The organism is Thermus albus, from assembly GCF_022760855.1.
Lineage (GTDB): Bacteria > Deinococcota > Deinococci > Deinococcales > Thermaceae > Thermus > Thermus albus.
The window spans coordinates 185,461-205,216 of record NZ_JAKTNR010000002.1 but is presented as its reverse complement, the minus strand read 5'-3'; the positions used below and the strand labels follow the sequence as shown (position 1 = coordinate 205,216).

Below are 19,756 nucleotides of genomic sequence, written 5' to 3'. Positions count from 1 at the left end.
CCATTCTACAGCTTGATGTCAAAGCCTATGGTCCTTCGCACCAACTCCCGCATGTACCCCTCCACATCGGGGTTTTGGAAGGCGTCCCTCAAGCCCGCAAAGGGAAGGAGCACGGGGAGGTCCTTGCCCCGCATGAGCCTCTCCACTGCCTTTTCCGGCTCGGGAAGAAGCCCGCTGTCCACGGCCACCAGGGCATACCCCCCAGCCTGCACCAGGGACTCCAGCCTGGCCTTGGCCTCCTCGGGGGAGGCGGCCGCATGGGCCTCGAGGCCCGCCAGGCGGAAGCCCTGGGCCGATTCGGGATCGGCGATCACCGCCACCTTCATTCGCAGACCACCTCCTCCTCCACCTGAGCCCGGGGAAGCCCGAAGTAGGCCCGCCGAGCCAGCAGCCTAAGCCGCATGGCCTCCCACTCCCTTTCCCTCACGTAGGCCAGGACCAGGCCCACCCCTAGGGGATCCGAAGCCCCCTTCCTGGCCTCCTTAAGGAGGACGCACCTTAGCCGCCTTTCCAGCTCCTTTAGGTCCCGCACGCCGGACAAAGGAGCAAAGGGCGTGCCCGCCAGCTCGTCCAAGACGGCGTAATCCCCCTCCAGGAGCCGGGCGAAGCGCACCCGGTCCACGAAGCGCCCACCCCGGATAAAGACGCTTTCCACCGGCACGTCCTGCCCCTGGAGCTTAAAGGCAGTGCGCAGGTTCTCGGCGTCCACCTCGAAGGCCAGGTGGTCCCGCAAGGCCGGCTCCTCCAGGGCCTTGGAGGCCTTGGCCACATCCTCAAAGAAGCGCTTGGCCAAAAGGGCCTCCACCCGGGAAAGGTCCTGGGTTTCCCGCAAAACCGCCCTCAAGGCCCGGGCCAAGGGATGGCCTGGTACCGACAAAACCTGGGCCATCCCGGCGGCATCCTGGGCCTCGTAAGCCTGCCGCCAAAGGGTTTCCTTGAGGGTGCCGGGCAAGAGGGCTATCTCCTCAAAGGGCTTGCCCGTAGCCTTGGCCCGGAGGAGGGCCTGCAGGTTGGTAAGGTCATTCCTTAGGAGGAGAAGCCGGACCGCCTCCCGGGCCTCCCCCGTGACCAAGCCCGCCAGATCCCCCACCAACCGGGCCTGGGTAAGGGCTACCGCCCGGTCCACATCCGGGAGGCCCTGGCCAGCCAGGTCCTGACCGTAGACGCTCTCGGAAAGAAGGCGCAGGAAATCCGGGTAGGAAAGGTCCAGGGCCTCCTGGAAAAAGCTCTCCTTGAGAAGGGTACTCCTCCTGGCCCGCACCCGGGCGTTTAGGTAGCCGAAGTCGTCCGCCATGTTCTAGCCCCACACCACCTGGGCCACCTTGGAGGAAAGGGCATCCCAGGCCCGTTCCAAACGGCTTAGCAGAGCGTTTTCCACCTGGGTCCTGCCCCCCTTGCCGACGGCCCTTACCCCAAGGCGCAAGGCGGGATCCTCCCGGAGTTCCAGGCCCCGCTCCCGCGCCAGACCCTCGAGGTGGGGAAGGTTTTCGGGATGGGAAGCCAAGGCCTCGGGCTCGCCCAAGGCCGCAAGGGCCTCCTCCGCCAGCTTCCGCAAAACCCCTGGCCAATCGGGGCTACCCGGTAGGGCCATAAGGGCCTCCTGCACCTTTTCCCTCACCCGGGCCAGTACCTCCCCCTTGGCCTCGGTACGGGCTGTGGCCAGGAGGAGCTCCCCGGCGCTTTCGGCCCGGCGAAGGGCGGCTTGCAGGCTGGCCTCGAGGGCCCGCTTCTTGGCGGAAAGCAAGCCTTCGGCCTTGGCCCTGGCCTCGGCGACCTGGCTCTCCGCCTTGGCCTTGGCCTCCGCAAGCACGGCCTGGATCTCCGCCTCCACCTCCTGGCTCAAAATGGCTTCCAGTTTGGACATCTGCCCTCCTTGGAAAAAAGGCCCCACCCCACAAGGGGCAGGGCCCCAAAACCCCTTACAGCTTGCCGTTAAGGATAAAGGCGATGAGAAGGCCGAAGATCACCAAGGTTTCCGGCAAGAGGAGGAAGATCAGGGCGGTACCGAAGTTGCTCCGGTCCTCGGCGATGGCCCCCACGCCCGCGGCACCGATGCGGGCCTGGGCCACGCCGGTGCCCAAAGCCGCCAAGCCCACCGCCAGGCCCATGCCCACGGCGATAAGGCCTCGGTCCAAACCGCCGGAAGCCGCCGCCTCCTCCGCCGCCAAAGCCAAAGCGCCGAAAACCGCTACCAGAACCGTAACCAGAAGCTTCTTCATCTCTTTCCCTCCCTAAAGCGTCTCGCGGACGCTCTTGAACGGCCGGTAAGGCCTGCCGTTCTCCTCATAGAAACCGAACTTGGTGAAGAACTCCACCCAGATAAGACGGATGGGCTGGAGCATGTGGCCTAAGGTGGTGAGAAGAAGGATAAGAAGGTGCAACACCGCCGCCACCAGGATCCCCAAAAGCACCCCCAGAAGCCCAATCCGCTCCGCCAGGGCGAAGCCCACATCCGTAAGAAGGCCCGCCAGAATACCCCCGGCAGCCCCCACCGCATAGATACGGATGTGGGAGAGGATGTGCCCGGCCTGGGTGAAGATCTCCGGGATCATAAGCCAGATGCGGCTCATGAGAACGGAAAGCAAGAAGACGCCAAAGCCCAGGTACATGAGGCCGGAAAGCCACCCGGCCTTAAGGTTACCCAGGTATCCCGCCGCCAAGGCCAGGATGCCCAAAAGCCCCCCCAGGTACCCCACACCCTCCCAGAAATGGCTCATGTGGCGGTGCTTGAGGCCCAGGTAAGCCCGTAGAGCCAGGCCCCAGAGGACCATGACCACCCCGAAAGCCACGGAAAGCAGGATGAGGAGGTTGGCGGTCTTGGCGGTGTCCATGCGGGGGATGAGGATGGGGATGAGGCCAGGATGCTCGGGGGTACCAAACACCCCCAGGTGCTCCAAAAAGGTGCCGAAGAACTCCCCGTAGATGAAGCCCCAAACCACGGTCCAGAACACCATCCAGTTCAGGATGTAGACCAGCTTACCGATAACCGCAGGTTTGAGCTTGAGGGCAAAAAGGTCTATCACCAAAGGCTCGTTCCGCTTCACGAACCCGGAAAGCCAGCGCCCGAGGAGCAGGAAAAGAAGGGCATACCCTATGTCCCCCACGATCATGCCAAACCAGAAGGGGAAGAAGATGGGCACCACCGGGGTAGGGTCCAAGGAGCCGTACTTAGGGGTGTTGAGGAAGCTCACCAAAAGCTCAAAGGGCTTGACCCAAGAGGGGTTGTCCAGGGCCACGGGTACCCTATCGGCCTCGTGGTGCTCGTCCACCGGCTCAAAGGCGTAGATCACCTGGTCCTTGTGCCGGGCCAAGGCCTCCTCCACCCGCCCCTTCGCCTTCACCGGCACATAGCCCAAAAGGGCAAACCCAAACCGGCCGGAGGCTAGCTCCTCTAAGGCTTTCAACCGAGCCGCCTCGTCCTTGGCCCGCGTCCAGAGGCTTTGCAGGGTGGAAGTCGCCTCCTGGGCCAGCTTGTAAAGGGCCTGCCGCACCTCGGAAAGCTCCTTGGGGGCCGCCTCGGCCCGCTCCTTCAACCGGCGGGTGGCCTCGCCTAGGGAAAGGTTGCCGTAAGCACCAGGGAGGCGCAACTCCGCCACCCCAGCCCGGGAAAGGGCCGCCTTGGCCGCCTCGAGGTCCTTCCGGTGCACCAACAAAAGCCCAGCCACCCCTTTGGAATAGGGCTCGCTGGCCAGGATAAACTGGTCCTCCAGGGCCTTCTTCAGGGCTTCTTCCACCAGGGGAAGCTCCTTCTCCGTAACCAAAAAGGGCACCACCCGGAAGAAGGGGCTTCGGTCCAAGCCCTGGGCCATGGCGGCCAGCTTCTCCAAGGGCTCCAGGTAGGCCTGGGCCAGGGAAAGCTCCTCTTCCAGCTCCTGCCTCTGCCGGGCCAGGCCCTCGGCATGGGCCTGAATGGGAGCCAGGGCCTTTTCGGCCGCCTCCAGGCCATCGGGGAATGGCCTAGAGGCCTCCACTTCCCGGCCCAGAAGGGCCAGGGTGTGCTCGGCCCCCGCCGCCACCCCTTCCCAGCGCCTCAGCTCCTCCCGCTCCTCCGGGGAAAGTTTGTACTCCCCAAGCTCCTCCACCCGAAGGGGTTCCAGGTGGACCACCCCCGCCTGCTGCAGGCTTTGGAGAAGCTCCTGGGCCTTGGCCTTGGGACCGGCCAGGACCAGCTTCTCCATGGGGGCGATCACGGCAAGACCTCCTTCAGGACCAGGGCCACAGCCTCCTCCAACCGGCCCCCTGCCTTTTCCTTGACCGCCTTGGCCTCAGCCTCCGCCTGGGCCCGGTAGCGGGCCAGAATGGCCTCGGTTTCCTTGGCCTCCCGTTCCCGGTATTCGGCCTCCAGGGCTTTGGCCTCGGCCTCCGCCTTCTGCAAAAGGGCCCTGGCCTCCGCCTCAGCCTGCTGCACCAGGGCCTCAGCCTCCTTCTTCGCAGCCTCTAGGCGGGCCAGTAGCTCCCTTTCCTTTTCCGCCAGGCTCTTGATAAGTCCCAGGCCTCCCATCGCCCCTCCCTTCGTGAAAAGATGCGCAAACTGCGCCTGCCGGGTATGATACCGGCCTTTGGGGCCTACGTCAACCAACCCCGCTTAAGTATACTTAAGCGGTGCGGATTCTCGTCAACGAAAGGGGGGCCCAGCGCCTTCTCGCCCGGCACCTCTGGGTGTTTCGCCGCGACGTCCTCTCAGGACCTGCCGAACCCGGGCTCTACCCCGTCTACTGGGGCAAGCGCTTCCTGGCCCTAGCCCTTTTCAACCCGCAAAGCGACCTAAGCGTCCGGGCCTTCCGCTTTCGCCCCGCCCAGGATCCGGCGGAGGCGCTTCTTTTGAACCTGCAAAAGGCTTTCGCCCGGCGCCTTCCGGCCTTGGAAGGGGAGCCCGAGGGAGGCTTCCGCCTGGTCCACGCAGAAGGGGACTTCCTGCCGGGTTTGGTGGTGGACTATTACGCGGGCCACATGGTCCTCCAGGCTACGGCCCATGCCTGGGAACCCCTCCTGCCCCGGGTGGCCGAGGCCCTTAAGCCCCTAGGCAAAAGCCTTTTGGCCAAAAACGATGCCAAGGCCCGGGAGCTGGAGGGCCTACCCCTCTACGTGCGGCCCCTTTTTGGCCAGGTGCCTCCGGCAGCTACGGTGAAGGAAGGCCAGATCCGCTACCGGGTGGACCTCACCGGGGGCCAGAAGACGGGCGCCTACCTGGACCAACGGGACAACCGGATTCTAATGGAAAGGTTCCGTGGAGAAAGGGCCTTGGACGTGTTCAGCTATGCGGGAAGCTTTGGCCTGCACCTGGCCCTGGGCTTCCAAGAGGTGATCAGCGTGGACAGTTCCCGCGAGGCCCTAAGGCAAGCGGAGGAGAACGCCAGGCTGAATGGGCTCTCCCTCAAGACCGTGGAGGCCAACGCCTTTGACTACCTGAGGGCTTTGGAAAAGGCGGGGGAACGGTTTGACCTGGTCGTGCTGGACCCACCCGCCTTCGCCAAGGGGAAAAAGGATCTGGAAAGGGCCTACCGGGCTTACAAGGAGGTGAACCTCCGGGCCATCAAGCTCCTTGGGGAAGGGGGCCTCCTGGCCACCAGCAGCTGCAGCCACCACCTCACCGAGCCCCTCTTCTACCAAATGCTCACCGAGGCGGCCCAGGACGCCCACCGCAGCCTAAGGGTCGTGGAGAAACGCGGGCAGGGGTGGGACCATCCCATCCTCCTCAACCATCCCGAAACCCACTACCTGAAGTTCGCCCTCCTAGAAGTTCTTTGATCCGGGCCGCCAGGCCCTCAGGATCGGGCACGGGAAGGGATAGCCCCTCCCCTTCCTCCAGGCGGAGGACCAGGGCCCGCCTTCCCCGGGCGAGGGGCCCCGCTGGCCAGTAGGCCACCCCCACCTCCCGCACCTCCCTCCAGGGAATCCGGCGCCCAAGCCCCAAGGGGGGATGGAGGCTAAGGTGGTCGGGAAAAAGCCGTAACCGCCAACCCTGCCTAAGCCGCCACCAAGGGTAAAGGAGAACCCAGGCCATCCAGGAAACCTCCCCCAGGGTAAAACCCAGCGCCATAACCCCCACCCCCGCCCAGAAGACCCAGGGGGAGAGGCCAGCAAAGCCCACCTCGAGGAGCATCCCCATCCATTATCCCCCAAGGCCACCCCGGGATAGACTAAAAGGGTGGAGAAGGACCTGTGGGAAGCCCTGGGCCAGCACCTGGTCTGGCGCATCGGCCGGGCGGAGGAAGAGGAGGTCCTGGTGGTGCGGGTGGGCCTAGCCTCGGCCACGCCCCGCTTCCGGGAACTACCAAGGCTTTTGAACATCCCCGACACCGAGATGGCCCGCCTGGCTAAGGAAGGCCGGGTGCGGGTGGAGTGGGTGGAAGGATGAAGGCCAGGCTCCGGTTTGCCCTTAACGGCCACCTTCCCGAGGGCCTGCCCCTGGAGCTCCGCCTTGAAGGGGAGGAGCTACGGGGGGTCTTGCGGCAGGAAAACCCCGTTTTGGGGGAGGTGGTCCTGCCCTTCGCCTCGAGGCTCGAGGGGGAGTACCTAAAGGCCCTCCCCCTCCCTCCGCCCTCCCTGAGGATCGAGGGGCGGATGCGCGCCCAGGGGTCCGCGGTGGAGCTGGAGCTTGAGCTGGAACTTATCCTACCTGAGGGCCAAAGCTGGGGCGAACGGGCGTTTGCCAGGATCCTGGAACTCCTCTTCTTTAAAGGCCTGGAACGCTCTCTTCCCCAGGCGGCCCTTTCTCCGGTATAGTGCCCTATAAAGGAGGTGCCTATGCTGGAGATCCGGTATCTGGGCCACTCGGCGGTGTGGCTTTCCGACGGCAAGACCAAGGTGGTCATCGATCCCTTCCTCACCGGGAACCCCCTGGCCCCGGTGGGGGTGGGGGAGGTCCAGGCGGACCTGATCCTGGTCACCCACGCCCACGGGGACCATTTTGGCGACGCCGTGGCCCTCTCCAAGAAAGGGGGTACGGTGGTTTCCACCTTTGAGATCGCCACCTACGCGGAGAAACACGGGGCCAAGAGCCTGCCCATGAACATCGGGGGCACCTACCGTTTCCCCGGAGGGTGGCTGAAATGGTTCCCCGCCTGGCACTCCAGCAGCTTCCCCGACGGCACCTACGGGGGGATGCCCATGGGGGTGGTGGTGGAGCTTGGGGGCAAGCGCATCTACCACGCCGGGGACACGGCCCTCTTCTCCGACATGCGCCTCATCGGGGAGCTGGGCCTGGACCTGGCCTTTTTGCCCATCGGGGATCACTTCACCATGGGGCCGGAAGACGCCCTGAAGGCCCTGGAGCTTCTCAAACCCAAGCGGGTGGTGCCCATCCACTACAACACCTTCCCCCCCATCAAACAGGACGGGGAGGCCTTTACGGCCCGGGCTAAGGAGAAGGGCGTGGAAGGCCACGCCTTGAAGCCGGGAGGGGTGTTGGTCCTTGACTAGCCTGAAGCGCAAGGATTTCCGCCTAAGGATGCTTTTAGGCCTGGGCCAGACCGCCCAGGTCTACCTGGCGGAGGCTCCCGACGGGCAGAAGGTGGCCCTGAAGCTTCCCCGCAAGGAAGTGCGCCAGGACCCCAAGCTGGCGGAACGCTTCGCCCGGGAGGTTTCCCTTAGCCTCTCCCTGAAGCACCCCCACCTGGTCCAGGGACTTTACGGGGTGCCCTTCGGCGAGGAGGCCTTTTTGGCCCTGGAGTACCTGGGGAAGGGGACCCTCGAGGACCTCCTCCTGCAGCAGCCCCTTCCCCGGGAAGAGGCCACCAAGGCCCTCCTCCAGGTGGGGGAGGCCCTTCTCTTCCTGCACCAAAAGGGCCTGATCCACCAGGATGTGAAGCCCTCCAACGTGTTCCTGGGCCACGGGGTGTACAAGCTTGGGGACCTGGGCACCGTCCGCCCTTTGGAGGAGGCCAGCGCGGAGTATGCGGGAAGCCCCCACTACCTGGCCCCCGAGCTTTTCCTGGGGGCCAAGCCCAGCCCCAAGAGCGACGCCTACAGCTTCGGGATCATGGCCTATGAACTCCTCACAGGAAGGCGCCCCTTCCGGGGAGAAACCTTGGAGGATCTGCGCAACGCCCATCTCCTCCTTCCCCCTCCCCCCACCTCCCTGCCCCCGAGGCTGGATAGGGCCCTAAGGCGGCTTCTGGCCAAAAAGCCCGAGGAGCGGCTGGACCTTAAGGACTTCTTGGAAGTGCTGAAAAACCCCCAAAGCCCCAAAACCGAGGCGCCTCGAGCCAAGCGCAAGGGGCCCCTCTTCTGGAGGAAATAGGATGGAACCCGTCTGGCACCCCAAGCCGGAAGAAGCCCAGGCCACCTGGCTATTCCGCTTCATGGAGGCCCTGGGCTTCCAAGACTACGAGGCCTTTTACCGCTACAGCGTGGAGGAGCCCGAGGACTTTTACGGGCAGTTCTTCACCCACCTGGGCATACCCTGGCGCCACCCCTACCAACGGGTGATCGCGGGCGGCTTCCCCCTCCCCCGCTTCTTCCCGGGGGGGCGGCTCAACCTGGTGGAGGCCGCCCTCCGCCACGAGCCCACCGCCTTAGCCCTCATCCACGAGACCGAGGAGGGCGGGGTGCGCACCCTCACCTATGGGGAGCTTTTGCAGGAGGTGGAAAGGGTGGCGGCAGGGCTTAGGGCCCTGGGCGTGGAGCGGGGCGACCGGGTGGGCCTTTGGTTCCCCATGGGCCTCGAGGCGGCCATCCTCCTTCTGGCCACCAGCTGGATCGGGGCCATCGCCATCCCCATCTTCTCCGGATACGCCGCCGAGGCGGCGGCGGTGCGGCTTAAAGACGCCAAGGCCAAGCTCCTTGCGGTGCAGGACGGCTTCTTTAGGCGGGGGAAAAGGGTGGAGCTCCTTTACGAGGCCCGTAAAGCCCAAGCCCTGGCGGAGACGGAAACCCTACTGGTGGTGCGCAGGCTGGGCCTCCCCTTGCAAACCAAAGAGGTGGACTACGAAACCCTTGGGGGCGAGGCCTTTCCCCCGGAGGAGATGGAGAGCATGGACCCCTTCATGCTCATCTACACCTCGGGCACCACCGGCCGCCCCAAGGGCACCGTGCACTACCATGCGGGCTTTCCCCTCAAGGCGGCTTTGGACCTGGCCCTTCTCTTTGACCTTAGGGAGGGGGACCGGCTTTTCTGGTTCACCGACCTGGGCTGGATGATGGGCCCCTGGGCCATCCTGGGGGGGCTCATCCTGGGGGCCACGGTCTTCCTCTACGACGGAGCCCCGGACTACCCGGGGCCGGAAAGGCTATGGCGGATGGTGGAGGCCCACCGCCTCACCCACCTGGGCCTCTCCCCCACCCTGGTGCGGGCCCTGATTCCCTTAGGGGAGGAACCCATAAGGGCCCATGACCTCTCCTCCTTGCGGGTCCTAGGCTCCACGGGGGAACCCTGGAACTTGGAGCCCTACCTTTGGTTCTTCCGCGTGGTGGGGGAGGAAAAGCGGCCCATCGTGAACTACTCGGGGGGAACCGAGGTTTCCGGGGGCATCCTGGGGAACGTTCTCCTTAAGCCCATCAAGCCCATGGGCTTTAACACCCCGGTGCCGGGGATGGCCGCAGCGGTGCTGGACGAGGAAGGAAAGCCCGCCGTGGGCAAGGTGGGGGAACTGGCCGTGCTCAAGCCCTGGCCCGGCATGACCAAGGGCTTTTGGCAGGACGAGGCCCGCTATTTGGACACCTACTTCGCCCGCTTCCCCGGGGTCTGGGTCCACGGGGACCTGGCCCTTCAGGACGAGGAAGGCCACTTCTTCATCCTGGGCCGGAGCGACGACACCCTAAAGGTGGCGGGCAAAAGGGTGGGGCCAGCCGAGGTGGAAACCGCCGCCATCGCCCACCCCGCCCTTAGGGAATGCGCCGCCATTGGCGTACCCCATCCGGTGAAGGGAGAAGCCATCGTCCTTTTTGGCGTGTTGAAGCCGGGTTATACCCCCACCCCTGAGCTCGCCCAGGCGGTAGCCGACCGGGTGGCGGAGTCCTTAGGTAAACCCTTAAAGCCGGAAAGGGTTCTTTTCGTCCCCGACCTCCCCAAGACCCGCAACGCCAAGGTGATGCGCCGGGTGGTGCGGGCCGTCTACCTGGGCCAGGACCCCGGGGACCTTTCCGCCCTGGAAAACCCCGAGGCGGTGGAGGCCATCCGTCAGGCGGCCCAAGGAGGCTAGGGGGTGCGCCTCATAAGCCTTCTCCTAGCCCTGGGCCTGGCTTGGGCCTCCCCCCTCGAGGAGGCCCGTACCCTTTACCGCAAGGGGGAGATGGCCGGGGTGCTGGCCCGGCTGGATCCCCTCTTAAAGGGCTATGACCCCCCGGAGGAAGCCCTTCTCCTTGCCGGGTTTGCCCAGTACCGGATGGGAAAGCTGGAGGAAGCCCTTTTCACCTTCAGCCGTCTGGTGGGCACCCTAAAGGGCGGCGGCGAGGCCCTATACGGCTTCGGCCTGGTCCTCCGGGCCTTAGGGGACCCGGAAGGGGCACGAAGCGCCCTGGACTGGGCCCTGCGGCAGGGCTACCGGGAGGCGGAAGGCATCCTGAATAGCCTTCCCCCACCCCCTGCCCCAACCCCCAAGGCCCGCAAGGCCCCACCCCCTTTCCGGGCAGAAAAGGGGCGGTTCTGGGTTGGGGATACCCCCTTCCAGGTACAGGGGGTGAACCTGGGGGTGGCCCTACCCGGCCGCTTTCCCGCGGAGTTTCCGGAGGAGGAAGCCCTATACCGGGCCTGGCTGGAGCTTCTCTCCGCCATGGGGGCCAACGCCGTGCGCACCTATACCCTGCTTCCCCCCGCCTTCTACCGGGCCCTCTACCACCATAACCGCCTCCATAGGGACCGCCCCCTCTACCTCTTCCAGGGGGTGTGGACCGAGCTCCCTGAGGAAGAAGGATATGGGGACTGGGAAGGCCCTTTCCTGGAGAAGTTCCTTTTGGAAGGGCGGGAGGTTCTGGATGCCCTCCACGGGAACCTCAACCGCCCACCCCGCCCAGGCCACGCCCACGGGGAGTACACCGCCGACGTCTCCCCCTGGGTGCTGGGGCTCCTGGCGGGGCGGGAGTTTGAGCCCTACTCCGTGGAGGCCTACCACGGACGCCATCCCGGGCGCACGTACCGGGGAAGGTTCCTGGAGGCCGCCGCAAACGCCAGCCCCTTCGAGGCCTACTTGGCCGAGGTGCTGGACCGCCTGGCCACCTACGAGTGGGAGGCTTACGGCACCCTCAGGCCTTTGGGCTTCGTCAACTGGCCCACCCTGGACCCCCTGCGCTGGGAAAGCGAGGCCAGCCACCAGGAGGAATACGCCATCCGGCGCGCCCGTGGCGAGAAGGTGGAGCCTCCCAAACCGGGCTTCCTCCATGAGGAGGATACCGTCACCCTGGACCCCGCCCACCTGAAGCCCGCCCCCGGTAGCCCCGTCACCCTTTTTGCCGCCTACCACGTCTACCCCTACTACCCTGATTTCCTGGTCAACGAACGGGACCTGGCCCCGGGCCGCTACCGCCACTACCTGGCCCGCCTGAAAGCCCACCATGGGGGAATGCCCCTCCTCATCGCCGAGTTTGGCCTGCCCACCAGCCGGGGCATCGCCCACTTCCACCCTGAGGGCCTCCATCACGGAGGGTTCTCCGAACCGGAACAGGGGGAAAAGGTGCTGGCCCTGTGGCAAGACATCGCCTCCTTGGACCTGGCTGGAGGCCTGGTCTTTGCCCTCATGGATGAGTGGTTCAAGAAAAACTGGCTTTTCGCCCCCTTTGAATGGCCTGTGGACCGCGACCCTCTTTGGCACAATGTCCTGGACCCGGAAGAAAACTACGGCCTCCTGGCGGCCACCGCCAAAGGGGCTTTTCGGCTTGATGGCAGGCCTGATGAATGGGAAAACGTGCCCTTTCTTTTGCGGGAAGAGGGGCGATTCCTAAAGGCCCATGCCGATCCCGAGTACCTTTGGCTCCTCTACCGGGGGCCTTGGCCCCTGAGGCTTCATCTGGATACCGTACCCGGCGGGGTCCCGGTGGCAGAGGGGTTCGGGGCGGAGTTTTACCTGGAGGTGGAAGCGCAAGGGGGACGGCTATGGCTGGAGAAGGGCTACTACCCCTTCCAGGAGTTGGACTACGGCCTACCGAAAACGGAGTTCCTCCACTTCCTTGGACCCACGAAGCCCGGGGAAGGGCCTTTTGTGCCCTTTATCCTCGAGCCCAACCGCCGCCGCACCGGCCGGGACGGCACCGACTACCCTCGTATCCTTTACGAGCTGGGAAACCTGAAGCCCGGCCAAGACCCGGAAGGGGCCCGGGACCCCACCGCGGACTACGCCCTAGGGGAAGGAGGCCTTTTGGAAATCCGCATCCCCTGGGGCCTGCTCCTCATTGCCGACCCCAGCAGGCGCCTGGCCTGGTACGCCCCCGAACCCATCCCCATAGAGGGCCTCCGCCTCTTCCTTCCCGGGGCCCCACCCCTCACCTTCACATGGCCCACCTGGGAAGAGCCCGCCTTCTCCCTACGGCTTAAACCCCTCTATTTCCGCCTGAGGGAGGCTTGGCGAGGAGTTCCCTGAGGGGAAGGCGTAAGGCCCAAGCCGCCAAGAGAAAGGACCCAAGGCCTAGCCCTCCCCCCAAAAGGAGGGGGAGGAGGGCTTCCCCAGCCCTTTCCACCGGATTTATCCGGGTTAGTACCCACCCGGGCAAGGCCGCCACGAGCCCTGCAAAAAGGGCCTTGAGGAGAAAAGGGGGCAGGGATGGAAACCCCACCCCTTCCCGTTCCAAAAGGCGGAGGTAGAGGAAAAGCCCTAGGTACCCCGCCAGGGCCGTGGCCAGGTTAAGGGCGAAGAGGCCCGCATCCTTAAGGAGCCAGTACCCCAAGGTATTGGCCAGAAAAACAAGGGCGCTGGCGGAAACCGCTTCCCTTATCCGCCCCAGGGCGTAAAGCCCCCTAAGGAGCAGGGTATTCACCCCCCAGGGCAGCACGGCAAACCCCAAGGCGGTGAGGACCAAGGCGCTGTAGGTCCGGTTCTCCGGGGTAAGGGGACCAAAAAGGCCAAAGAGAAGGACCACCACGAAGGAAGCCTGGCCGCTAAGAAGCCCTCCCAGTAGGGACAAAAGCAGGGTAAGCCTCCTTAAGGGACCTAGGAGGAAGCGGGCCAGGGCCTCCCCCTTTAGGGCGCTCATCCGGGGAAAGAGGGCGATGGCCGGCGAGGTGGCGAAAAGCCCCAGCACCATCTGGAAGACCACCTCGGCGTTGTAAAACCCGGTGACCGCCGCCGGGGGATAGCGGGTGAGGATATGGGTCAGGACCAGGTTTAAAAACTGCCTGAGGGAGGTGGTGAAGGCAAAGGGACCCATGCGCATGAGGGCCGGAACAAAGGCCTGGTGCCAGCGCCACTCCAGGGCGTAGCCCCTCAGAAAGGGGACCTGCACCAGGGCTTGGACCAGGCCTCCCAGGGCCACGGAGAGGCCCAAAAAGGTAGGGTCCCCCGGAAAAAGGGCCATGAGGCCGATGGCCACCAGGTTGAAGGCCACGGGGCCCAAGGCATAGGGCAGAAAGCGCTCCTCCGCCTGGAGGAGGGCAGAAAACAAAGCGGCCATGGAGATCCCCAGGAGGAAGGGCAGAAGGAGCCGGGTGAGGTAAACCACCTGCTCCAAGCCCTCCCCTTCCCTGAGGTGGCTTTCCCCGGCCACCAGGAGGTCCACCAAAAAGGGGGCCAGGAGGTAGCCTAGACCTAGGACCAGGAGATTAACCCCCAGAAGAAAGGCCCCGAAACGGCGAGCAAAGGCCTTTGCCTCCTCCGGGGGAAGGCCCTTAAGGAGGGGGATGAGGGCGTTTTGCACCGCCCCCTCGGCCAAAAGCTCCCGAAGGAGGTTGGGCACCCGGTAGGCCACGTTGAAGGCGTCCTTCAAAACATCGGGATACAGGGCGTTGAAGACCGCCTGCCTAAGAAGGCCCAGGACCCTCGAGGCCAGGGTACCCCCCATGACCAGGAGGACCTTACGCAGCATTGCCCTCCAAAACCTCCTGGAAAATATCTAGGAAGTTCGCCTGGTTGACCACCGTAAGCCCGTGGAGGGCGGAAAGCTCCTTGGCCCGGGCCTTATCCATACCCAAGAGCACCAGGAAGCTCTCCTTGGCCGAAAGCCCCAGGACCTTTTTCAGGCCCCCATACTTGGCGATATGGGCTTGGAAGTCCCCGGTCTTGGCCTCAAACCAGTACACCCGCTCCCCCACCCTTACCAACACGTCCAGCTCCATGGCATCCCCATTGGGGAGGACCACCTGGTAGCCCATGGCCACCTCATGGGGAAGGTTTTTGGAGCGCAGAAACTTGCGCAGTTTTTCCGCCACATACCGTTCCAACCAGCCCCCGGTGAGAAAGTTTTGCACCCAGCCCTCCGTGCTGGCCTTGGCCCGGATGCGGCGATCCTCGCTTTTGTAGTGGTAGGAGGTGAGAAGGGCGTACTGCTTGAGCATGGTGCAGAACTGGGTGGAGTTGGCGATCTCCTCCTGGGAAGCCTCGGAAAGGGAAAGCTCAAACTGGCGCTTGGTGGAAAGGCTCTGTTTTAGGCGCTCATACAGCTTATCCAAACTGGCGTACCGGTCCCCCAAGAAAAGGGCCAGGCGGGTCAGGACCTTCTCCTTCTCCTCGTCCTCCTGGGGTTTTTTCACCACCTGGATGCCCAGGCCCTTAAGCCAATCCTCCAAGGAAGCTTTGGCCGGGGCTGGCCTTGCGGGCTCCTTGGCCTTTTGCACCTCCGCCATGCGCCCCGAAGCCCTTCCCCCAGCGTCTGCCGCCTGAGAACCCTCCTGCAAAAGGCGCCACATCTCCCCGGCCAAAGAGAAGAAGCGGGCCCGCAGAGGGTCCTCCCCCTCGAGGCCCGGGGGAGTAATACCGGCCCGCAAGGCATCCAAAAGCCAAGCCTCCAAGGCTTCCTGAAGCCCCTTGCGGGCCGCTTCCAGATGCTCCGCCTCCACCTTTAGCCCAAGCTCGGGCAACTCCGCCACAAACCTTCCTGGGCCCACGAGATCATAGCGGGCCTGGGCCATGGTCTTTTCCAAGTAGCGGGTGAGAACGCCCACGGGCCTTAGCATAGCAAGGGAAAAACACAAACCCCAGGAAGTCCTGGGGCCTTTGGTGCCGGGGACGGGACTCGAACCCGTACGGGGGTAACCCCCCAGCGGATTTTAAGTCCGCAGCGTCTACCGTTCCGCCACCCCGGCGGGCGCTTTCCATCCTACAAAAAGGGCGCCTCCTCGCCAAGGCGCAAGGTGAGATCCGCCCCCAAGACGGCCTCCCCCGAGATGCGGTAAGGGACCCCCAGCGCCTCCCCTAGGCTCCTGGCCAAGACCCCAGGGCCGTTTTCCAGCACCTCGGTGCGCCCGGGTTTCAGGTCCACAGGGTGCAGGATGACCCGAAGGCCCAGGGCATGGAGCCTTTCCCTCACCTTTTCCGCCAAGGCCTCCTGGCCTGGGCCGTAGACCAGAGCCACCCGCTTCCCCGCCAACTCCGGCACAGCCGCCTTCCCGTCCCCAAAGAAATAGGTGGCTAGAAGCTCCTCCAAGGCTCGGCGGTCCACCGCCCAGCCCCCCCCGCCAAAGCTTCCGGGAAGAAGCAGGCTCACCAGTTCAGGCCCCTTCAGGGCGAACCCCAAGATGGCCCCCCTTTCCTCACGGGTGAGGTCGGTTTGGAAGTAAGGCTCCACCGCCGCCACCGCCCTGGGCAGGCGAAGAAGGCCGGAAGGGGATAGCGCCTGTTCCTTAAGAGCGTGAAAAAAGGCCTGCTGACGCTGGATGCGGCCGATATCCCCCAAGGCGTCCTTCCGGAAGCGGAGGTAGCCTTCCGCCTTCTCCCCGTTCAGCACCTGGCAGCCGGGTTCCAGGTTGATATCCAGCCCGGCGGCGGTATCCCGGTAGCGCATGGGCTTTTCCACGCACACCCTAACCCCCCCTAGGGCATCCACCCCCCGGCGCAAGGCCTCTGTGCTCACCACCACATACCGGTCCGGTCGCACCCCGGTGATGCGGGCCACCGCCTCTTTCATGAGATCCGGCCCTCCCAAAGGGCTTGCCGCATTCACCTTGCGCCAACCGTAGCCGGGGAGGTTCACCCAGACATCCCGGGGTATGGAAAGGACCACCACCCGGTGGGCCGCAGGGTCTAAGCGCACCAAGAGGATGGTGTCCGCCAGGCCCCGGAAGCGCTCGGGAGCCCGTTTGTGGTAACCCACATACTCTGGGCTAGACCCATAGACCAGCACCGTCAAGGGGGCCTTAAGCCCCTCCGGGGCCGGAAGGGCCCCCTGCCGCAGCAAAGGGCCCAAAAGGGGATAGGCCCAAAGGCCTAGCCCCACCAGAAGGAGGGCAAGAAAGGGGAGGAAAAACCGCCGCACAAAAGCCCAGTCTACGCCTTAGGAGGTGAGGCGGATTAGGGGAAGCAGTAGGTGGTGTCCGTCATCACCCGGTCGGCGCGGACAAGGCCGAAGCCATACTCGTCGTCCCGGCCAGGGATGCCGAGGTCCTCCGCGGTGCCCGTTAGACACTGGTAGACCTGATTCGGGGTAGGCCAGTTCTTCCGCTCGCTGGCGTACTTGCTCATGTAAAGGGCCACTACCCCCGCCACCACGGGGCTGGCAAAGGAGGTGCCATCACCCGAAGCATAACCCCCGCTTTCGTCAGCAACGAGCACGCCCACCCCTGGGGCCATCAGGTCTAGCTCCGGGCCATACGTGGAAAAACTAGCTCGGTTTTTGGTGGAGTCCACCGCTCCTACGGCGATGACCGTAGGTAAGTTCCCCGGGAAAAGCACCCCATAGCCCCCATCGTTCCCCGAAGCCGCCACCACCACAGCCCCGCTAGCTCGCGCTTGAAAGATTGCGTTTTCTAAGGTTGGGTCATCAACGCCCCTGGCACCCAAGGACAGATTGATCACCTTGGCCCCCAACGTCTTGGCCAGGTCTACCCCTTTCGCAATGTCTGCCGTGGAGGTAGTCTCCGCCCCATCTTTGAATACTTTTATGGGGACCAGATACCTGCCCCACGTAACCCCAGCCATGCCTTTGCCATTATTGGTATCCGCACCTAATACGCTGGCTACCTTGAGGCCATGCCCATGAACCCCCTGCCCATCCGAAGTTCGGTCCGTGGGGTCTGGGTCATCATCGGCTACGTCTAGCTTTACCCCTTGGGGAAGGTAAAGGCTCGCCTGTACATCTCCATGGGAAAGAATGCCTGTGTCCAAGACCGCAATCAGGGGTGGGCAACCTCGGCCCGTGCTCTGGTCCCAGGCCGCCTCGAGGTGTACCAAACCGTCCAAGTAGGCTTTTTGATAAACCACATACAAAGGATCGTTAGGCGCCCGCAAGGCACGATAGACAAAGTTAGGTTGCACATACTGCGCTCCAGCCCGAAGAAGCGCCTGAGCCCGGGCCTTTTCCTGACCAGGAGGCACCTTCACCCGGATAAGGCCCCAGGGTAAAGCCTCTTGAAAATCCGCACCCTTAGCCTTTAAGGTCTGGAGGCTAAGCCCTGGCTTTGGTAGCACCAATAGTTCACCGGGCACGTACTCTCCAGCAAACTGGCCCAAACCCTGAAGCCGTAAAGGCTCATCTCCTTGAACCTGCAAGGTTCCCACGGGGCATTCCGCGGGATTTACGGGGGGCGGCGGTACCGTTTGGGGACAGGCGGTGAGGAGGATGGTCGTGGCGCTGAGAAGTGCGAGAAATAAAGCCCGCTTCATGCTCCCTACTTTACCTGGATAGGGCCAGGCCTTTCTTAATCTTCGCCTAAGGTTTCCGCCACCTTCTGGGCCAGCTTTTCCAAGAAGCCGAAGAACAGGGGTCCATAGTGGGCCAGCTCGTCCCCGTCCGTGGCCACCACGGGAAGGTGCCACCCTCTTTCCTCCATCAAGGCCCGGGCCTTATCCAAAGGATTCCTACCCCAGGGCTTGGGTTCGTAGACGAAAAGGTCGGGCCCGCGGCGCCTGACCTCTTCCAGGTCAGGGGGAAAGTACGCCTGGGGCACGTCCAGGAAGATGGGCTTAAGCCCCAGGTGCAAAAGGGCCTGGGCGATATAGCTCCCCCGGCCCACGGTGATGGGCCCGCCCAGGTCCATTTCAAAGTAAACCTTGAGGTCAAACCGCCCCTTAAGGCGGCCATACCGCTCGGAAAGCCCGTGGGCCAGTTCCGTGGCCCGCTCCTCCAGGTCCAAAAGGTGGCCCAAGGTGGAGAGGTTTTCCAGGATGCCGTAGGGGCTTAAGGGCAAGGGCAGGGCGTAGACGGGAAACCCCTCCTCCTTTAGCCTGAAGGCCTGCTCCCGCTGCACCCCGGTGGAAAGAAGCACCAGGTCGGGCTTTAGGCTACGAAGAAGCTCGGTGCGGGTTTTGGTGTAGGAGGCCAAGACCGGCAGGGAAAGCACCTCCGCCGGGCGGTGGCAGAAGGCGCTTCGCCCCACAAGCCGCTCCCCTACGCCCAGGACAAAGAGGGCATCAGTTACGTTGGGGGCTAGGCTTACGATCCGCTCCGGGCGTTCAGGAAGCTCCAATGGGCCCAAAAGCTCGTGGAAAAGCTTCATTTTCTCAAGTCCAGGGAACGGGCATGGGCCTCCAAGCCCTCGGCCCGGGCCAAAAGGGCCCCCTTGGCGGATAGCTCCTTCACCGCTCCCTCAGAAAGGCCCATCACCGGGATCACCTTGAGGAAGTCCCGCACCGCCAAGCCCCCTTGGAAGCGGGCGGTGCCCGAGGTGGGCATCACGTGGCTGGGCCCGGCGATGTAATCCCCCAAGGCCTCGGGGCTTCCCTCCCCCAGGAAGACACCCCCGGCATTCTGTACCCGCCCCAGCCAGGGAAGGGGGTCCGCCAGGGCCAGGCAGAGGTGCTCGGGAGCGTAGAGGTTGGCTAGGGCAAAGGCCTCCTCGAGGTCCTGGGTAAGCACCAACCCCCCCCGCTCCAGGGCCCTTTTGGCGATCTCCGCCCGAGGGAGGTCCTGAACCTGCCGGAAAAGCTCCGCCTCCACCCTTTCCAAAAGGGCCCGGTCCGGGGAGAGAAGCCAAGGTTCGGAGTCGGGACCGTGCTCCGCCTGGGCCAGGAGATCCGCGGCAAGCACCTTGGGCGAGGCGGAACCATCGGCCACGATGAGGGTTTCCGTGGGACCTGCCAGGCCATCTATCCCCACGGTGCCATAGACCTGCCGCTTGGCCGCCACCACGTAGGCGTTTCCCGGGCCCACGATCTTGTCCACCCGGGGCACCCGTTCCGTCCCGTAAGCCAAGGCGGCGATGGCCTGGGCCCCGCCCATGGCGAAAAGCCGGTCGGCCCCCGCCACCCAGGCCGCGGCCAGCACACCGGGGTGAACCCTAGGGGGACTGGCCACAATGACCTCCTCCACCCCGGCCACCTTGGCCGGCACCACGCTCATGAGCAGGCTGGAGAGGAGGGGAGCGCTTCCCCCGGGCACATACACCCCCACCCGGGCCAGGGGCCGGACCAGCTGGCCCAGAACCCCACTGCCATCGGCCTTCAAAAAGCCACCTTTGGCCTCCTCCCGGTAGAAGGCCTCTATCCGCTCCTTGGCGGTTTCCAAGGCATCCCGAAGCTCCTCGTCCAGGTCCTCATAGGCCTGGCGCCAGGCCTTTTTGGGGATCTCCTCCACCGGATGGCCATCCAGATCCAGGCTGAAGCGGTCCAGGGCAGCATCCCCCTCCTCCCGCACCGCCTGGAGGATGCCCCGCACGATCTCCTCCACCGTGGGGTCAAAGGAGAGGCCCCGGCGGGCAAAGCGCTCCTTAACCTCCTCCGCGCGGTAGATCATGCTTCCA

General features: G+C 64.5%; 20 protein-coding genes and 1 tRNA gene. 7 read left to right on the top strand and 14 right to left on the bottom strand.

Translation table 11 applies throughout. From position 1 onward, the window contains the following. Positions 1–5: 5 nt before the first annotated feature. Genes L0D18_RS02975 through L0D18_RS02950 form a run of 6 tightly spaced genes read right to left on the bottom strand, consistent with a single transcriptional unit; the run spans position 6 to position 4,501 of the window. Positions 6–320 carry a V-type ATP synthase subunit F gene (locus L0D18_RS02975; RefSeq protein WP_243027431.1) on the bottom strand — a complete coding sequence of 105 codons (315 nt, stop codon included), beginning with the start codon at positions 318–320 and terminating at the stop codon, positions 6–8. Between the two features lie 2 nt (positions 321–322). Continuing rightward, positions 323–1,294 carry a V-type ATPase subunit gene (locus L0D18_RS02970; RefSeq protein WP_243027285.1) on the bottom strand — a complete coding sequence of 324 codons (972 nt, stop codon included), beginning with the start codon at positions 1,292–1,294 and terminating at the stop codon, positions 323–325. Between the two features lie 3 nt (positions 1,295–1,297). Further along, positions 1,298–1,864, bottom strand: a complete 567-nt coding sequence (locus tag L0D18_RS02965) for a V-type ATP synthase subunit E (protein WP_243027284.1) — start codon at positions 1,862–1,864, stop codon at positions 1,298–1,300. A 55-nt stretch (positions 1,865–1,919) separates the two neighbouring features. Beyond that, on the bottom strand, positions 1,920–2,219 hold the full coding sequence (locus L0D18_RS02960) for an ATP synthase subunit K (RefSeq protein ID WP_038056386.1): 300 nt from the start codon (positions 2,217–2,219) through the stop codon (positions 1,920–1,922). Positions 2,220–2,231: 12 nt separating this feature from the next. Next, positions 2,232–4,190, bottom strand: coding sequence for a V-type ATP synthase subunit I (locus tag L0D18_RS02955; RefSeq protein WP_243027283.1), 1,959 nt, complete (start codon positions 4,188–4,190; stop codon positions 2,232–2,234). Beyond that, positions 4,187–4,501 carry a V-type ATPase subunit subunit G family protein gene (locus L0D18_RS02950; protein WP_243027282.1) on the bottom strand — a complete coding sequence of 105 codons (315 nt, stop codon included), beginning with the start codon at positions 4,499–4,501 and terminating at the stop codon, positions 4,187–4,189. Before L0D18_RS02950 ends, L0D18_RS02955 begins: the two co-directional genes overlap by 4 nt. Before the next feature lie 101 nt (positions 4,502–4,602). On the opposite strand from L0D18_RS02950, the gene L0D18_RS02945 reads away from it, so the two are divergent. Then, complete coding sequence (locus L0D18_RS02945) at positions 4,603–5,748, top strand: 23S rRNA (cytosine(1962)-C(5))-methyltransferase (protein WP_243027281.1); 1,146 nt, start codon at positions 4,603–4,605, stop codon at positions 5,746–5,748. Here L0D18_RS02945 and L0D18_RS02940 read toward each other — a convergent pair. Continuing rightward, positions 5,696–6,109, bottom strand: a complete 414-nt coding sequence (locus tag L0D18_RS02940; protein WP_243027280.1) for a hypothetical protein — start codon at positions 6,107–6,109, stop codon at positions 5,696–5,698. The genes L0D18_RS02945 and L0D18_RS02940 overlap by 53 nt on opposite strands. 39 nt (positions 6,110–6,148) lie before the next feature. On the opposite strand from L0D18_RS02940, the gene L0D18_RS02935 reads away from it, so the two are divergent. The 6 genes from L0D18_RS02935 to L0D18_RS02910 are packed head-to-tail and all read left to right on the top strand — an operon-like array spanning position 6,149 to position 12,512. Continuing rightward, positions 6,149–6,358: a DUF3248 domain-containing protein gene (locus L0D18_RS02935; RefSeq protein WP_243027279.1), complete on the top strand. Its 210-nt coding sequence runs from the start codon at positions 6,149–6,151 to the stop codon at positions 6,356–6,358. Beyond that, positions 6,355–6,726, top strand: coding sequence for a DUF3809 family protein (locus tag L0D18_RS02930; RefSeq protein ID WP_243027278.1), 372 nt, complete (start codon positions 6,355–6,357; stop codon positions 6,724–6,726). The genes L0D18_RS02935 and L0D18_RS02930 overlap by 4 nt, the downstream gene beginning before the upstream one ends. Positions 6,727–6,747: 21 nt before the next feature. Then, on the top strand, positions 6,748–7,422 hold the full coding sequence (locus L0D18_RS02925) for a metal-dependent hydrolase (RefSeq protein WP_243027277.1): 675 nt from the start codon (positions 6,748–6,750) through the stop codon (positions 7,420–7,422). Beyond that, the gene (locus tag L0D18_RS02920; protein WP_243027276.1) at positions 7,415–8,242 is read left to right on the top strand and encodes a serine/threonine-protein kinase; all 828 of its coding nucleotides are present in this window, start codon (positions 7,415–7,417) and stop codon (positions 8,240–8,242) included. Before L0D18_RS02925 ends, L0D18_RS02920 begins: the two co-directional genes overlap by 8 nt. A gap of 1 nt (position 8,243) precedes the next feature. Beyond that, on the top strand, positions 8,244–10,142 hold the full coding sequence (locus tag L0D18_RS02915; RefSeq protein WP_243027274.1) for an AMP-binding protein: 1,899 nt from the start codon (positions 8,244–8,246) through the stop codon (positions 10,140–10,142). Between the two features lie 3 nt (positions 10,143–10,145). Continuing rightward, positions 10,146–12,512: a tetratricopeptide repeat protein gene (locus L0D18_RS02910; protein WP_243027272.1), complete on the top strand. Its 2,367-nt coding sequence runs from the start codon at positions 10,146–10,148 to the stop codon at positions 12,510–12,512. Here L0D18_RS02910 and murJ read toward each other — a convergent pair. The 7 genes from murJ to hisD form a co-directional block, all read right to left on the bottom strand. Continuing rightward, positions 12,463–13,950 (bottom strand): murein biosynthesis integral membrane protein MurJ, encoded by a 1,488-nt coding sequence (gene murJ / locus L0D18_RS02905; RefSeq protein WP_243027271.1) that lies wholly within the window; start codon positions 13,948–13,950, stop codon positions 12,463–12,465. The genes L0D18_RS02910 and murJ overlap by 50 nt on opposite strands. Beyond that, the gene (locus L0D18_RS02900) at positions 13,940–15,037 is read right to left on the bottom strand and encodes a PDDEXK family nuclease (protein WP_243027270.1); all 1,098 of its coding nucleotides are present in this window, start codon (positions 15,035–15,037) and stop codon (positions 13,940–13,942) included. Before L0D18_RS02900 ends, murJ begins: the two co-directional genes overlap by 11 nt. A gap of 41 nt (positions 15,038–15,078) precedes the next feature. After that, a tRNA-Leu gene (locus tag L0D18_RS02895) sits at positions 15,079–15,166 on the bottom strand. 14 nt (positions 15,167–15,180) lie between these two features. Beyond that, positions 15,181–16,335 (bottom strand): LCP family protein, encoded by a 1,155-nt coding sequence (locus L0D18_RS02890; protein ID WP_243027268.1) that lies wholly within the window; start codon positions 16,333–16,335, stop codon positions 15,181–15,183. A 35-nt stretch (positions 16,336–16,370) separates the two neighbouring features. Then, positions 16,371–17,681 (bottom strand): S8 family peptidase, encoded by a 1,311-nt coding sequence (locus L0D18_RS02885; RefSeq protein WP_243027267.1) that lies wholly within the window; start codon positions 17,679–17,681, stop codon positions 16,371–16,373. A 35-nt stretch (positions 17,682–17,716) separates the two neighbouring features. Continuing rightward, the gene (locus tag L0D18_RS02880) at positions 17,717–18,514 is read right to left on the bottom strand and encodes an ABC transporter substrate-binding protein (protein ID WP_243027265.1); all 798 of its coding nucleotides are present in this window, start codon (positions 18,512–18,514) and stop codon (positions 17,717–17,719) included. Beyond that, positions 18,511–19,749: a histidinol dehydrogenase gene (gene hisD / locus L0D18_RS02875; RefSeq protein ID WP_243027263.1), complete on the bottom strand. Its 1,239-nt coding sequence runs from the start codon at positions 19,747–19,749 to the stop codon at positions 18,511–18,513. The genes L0D18_RS02880 and hisD overlap by 4 nt, the downstream gene beginning before the upstream one ends. Positions 19,750–19,756: the final 7 nt, after the last annotated feature.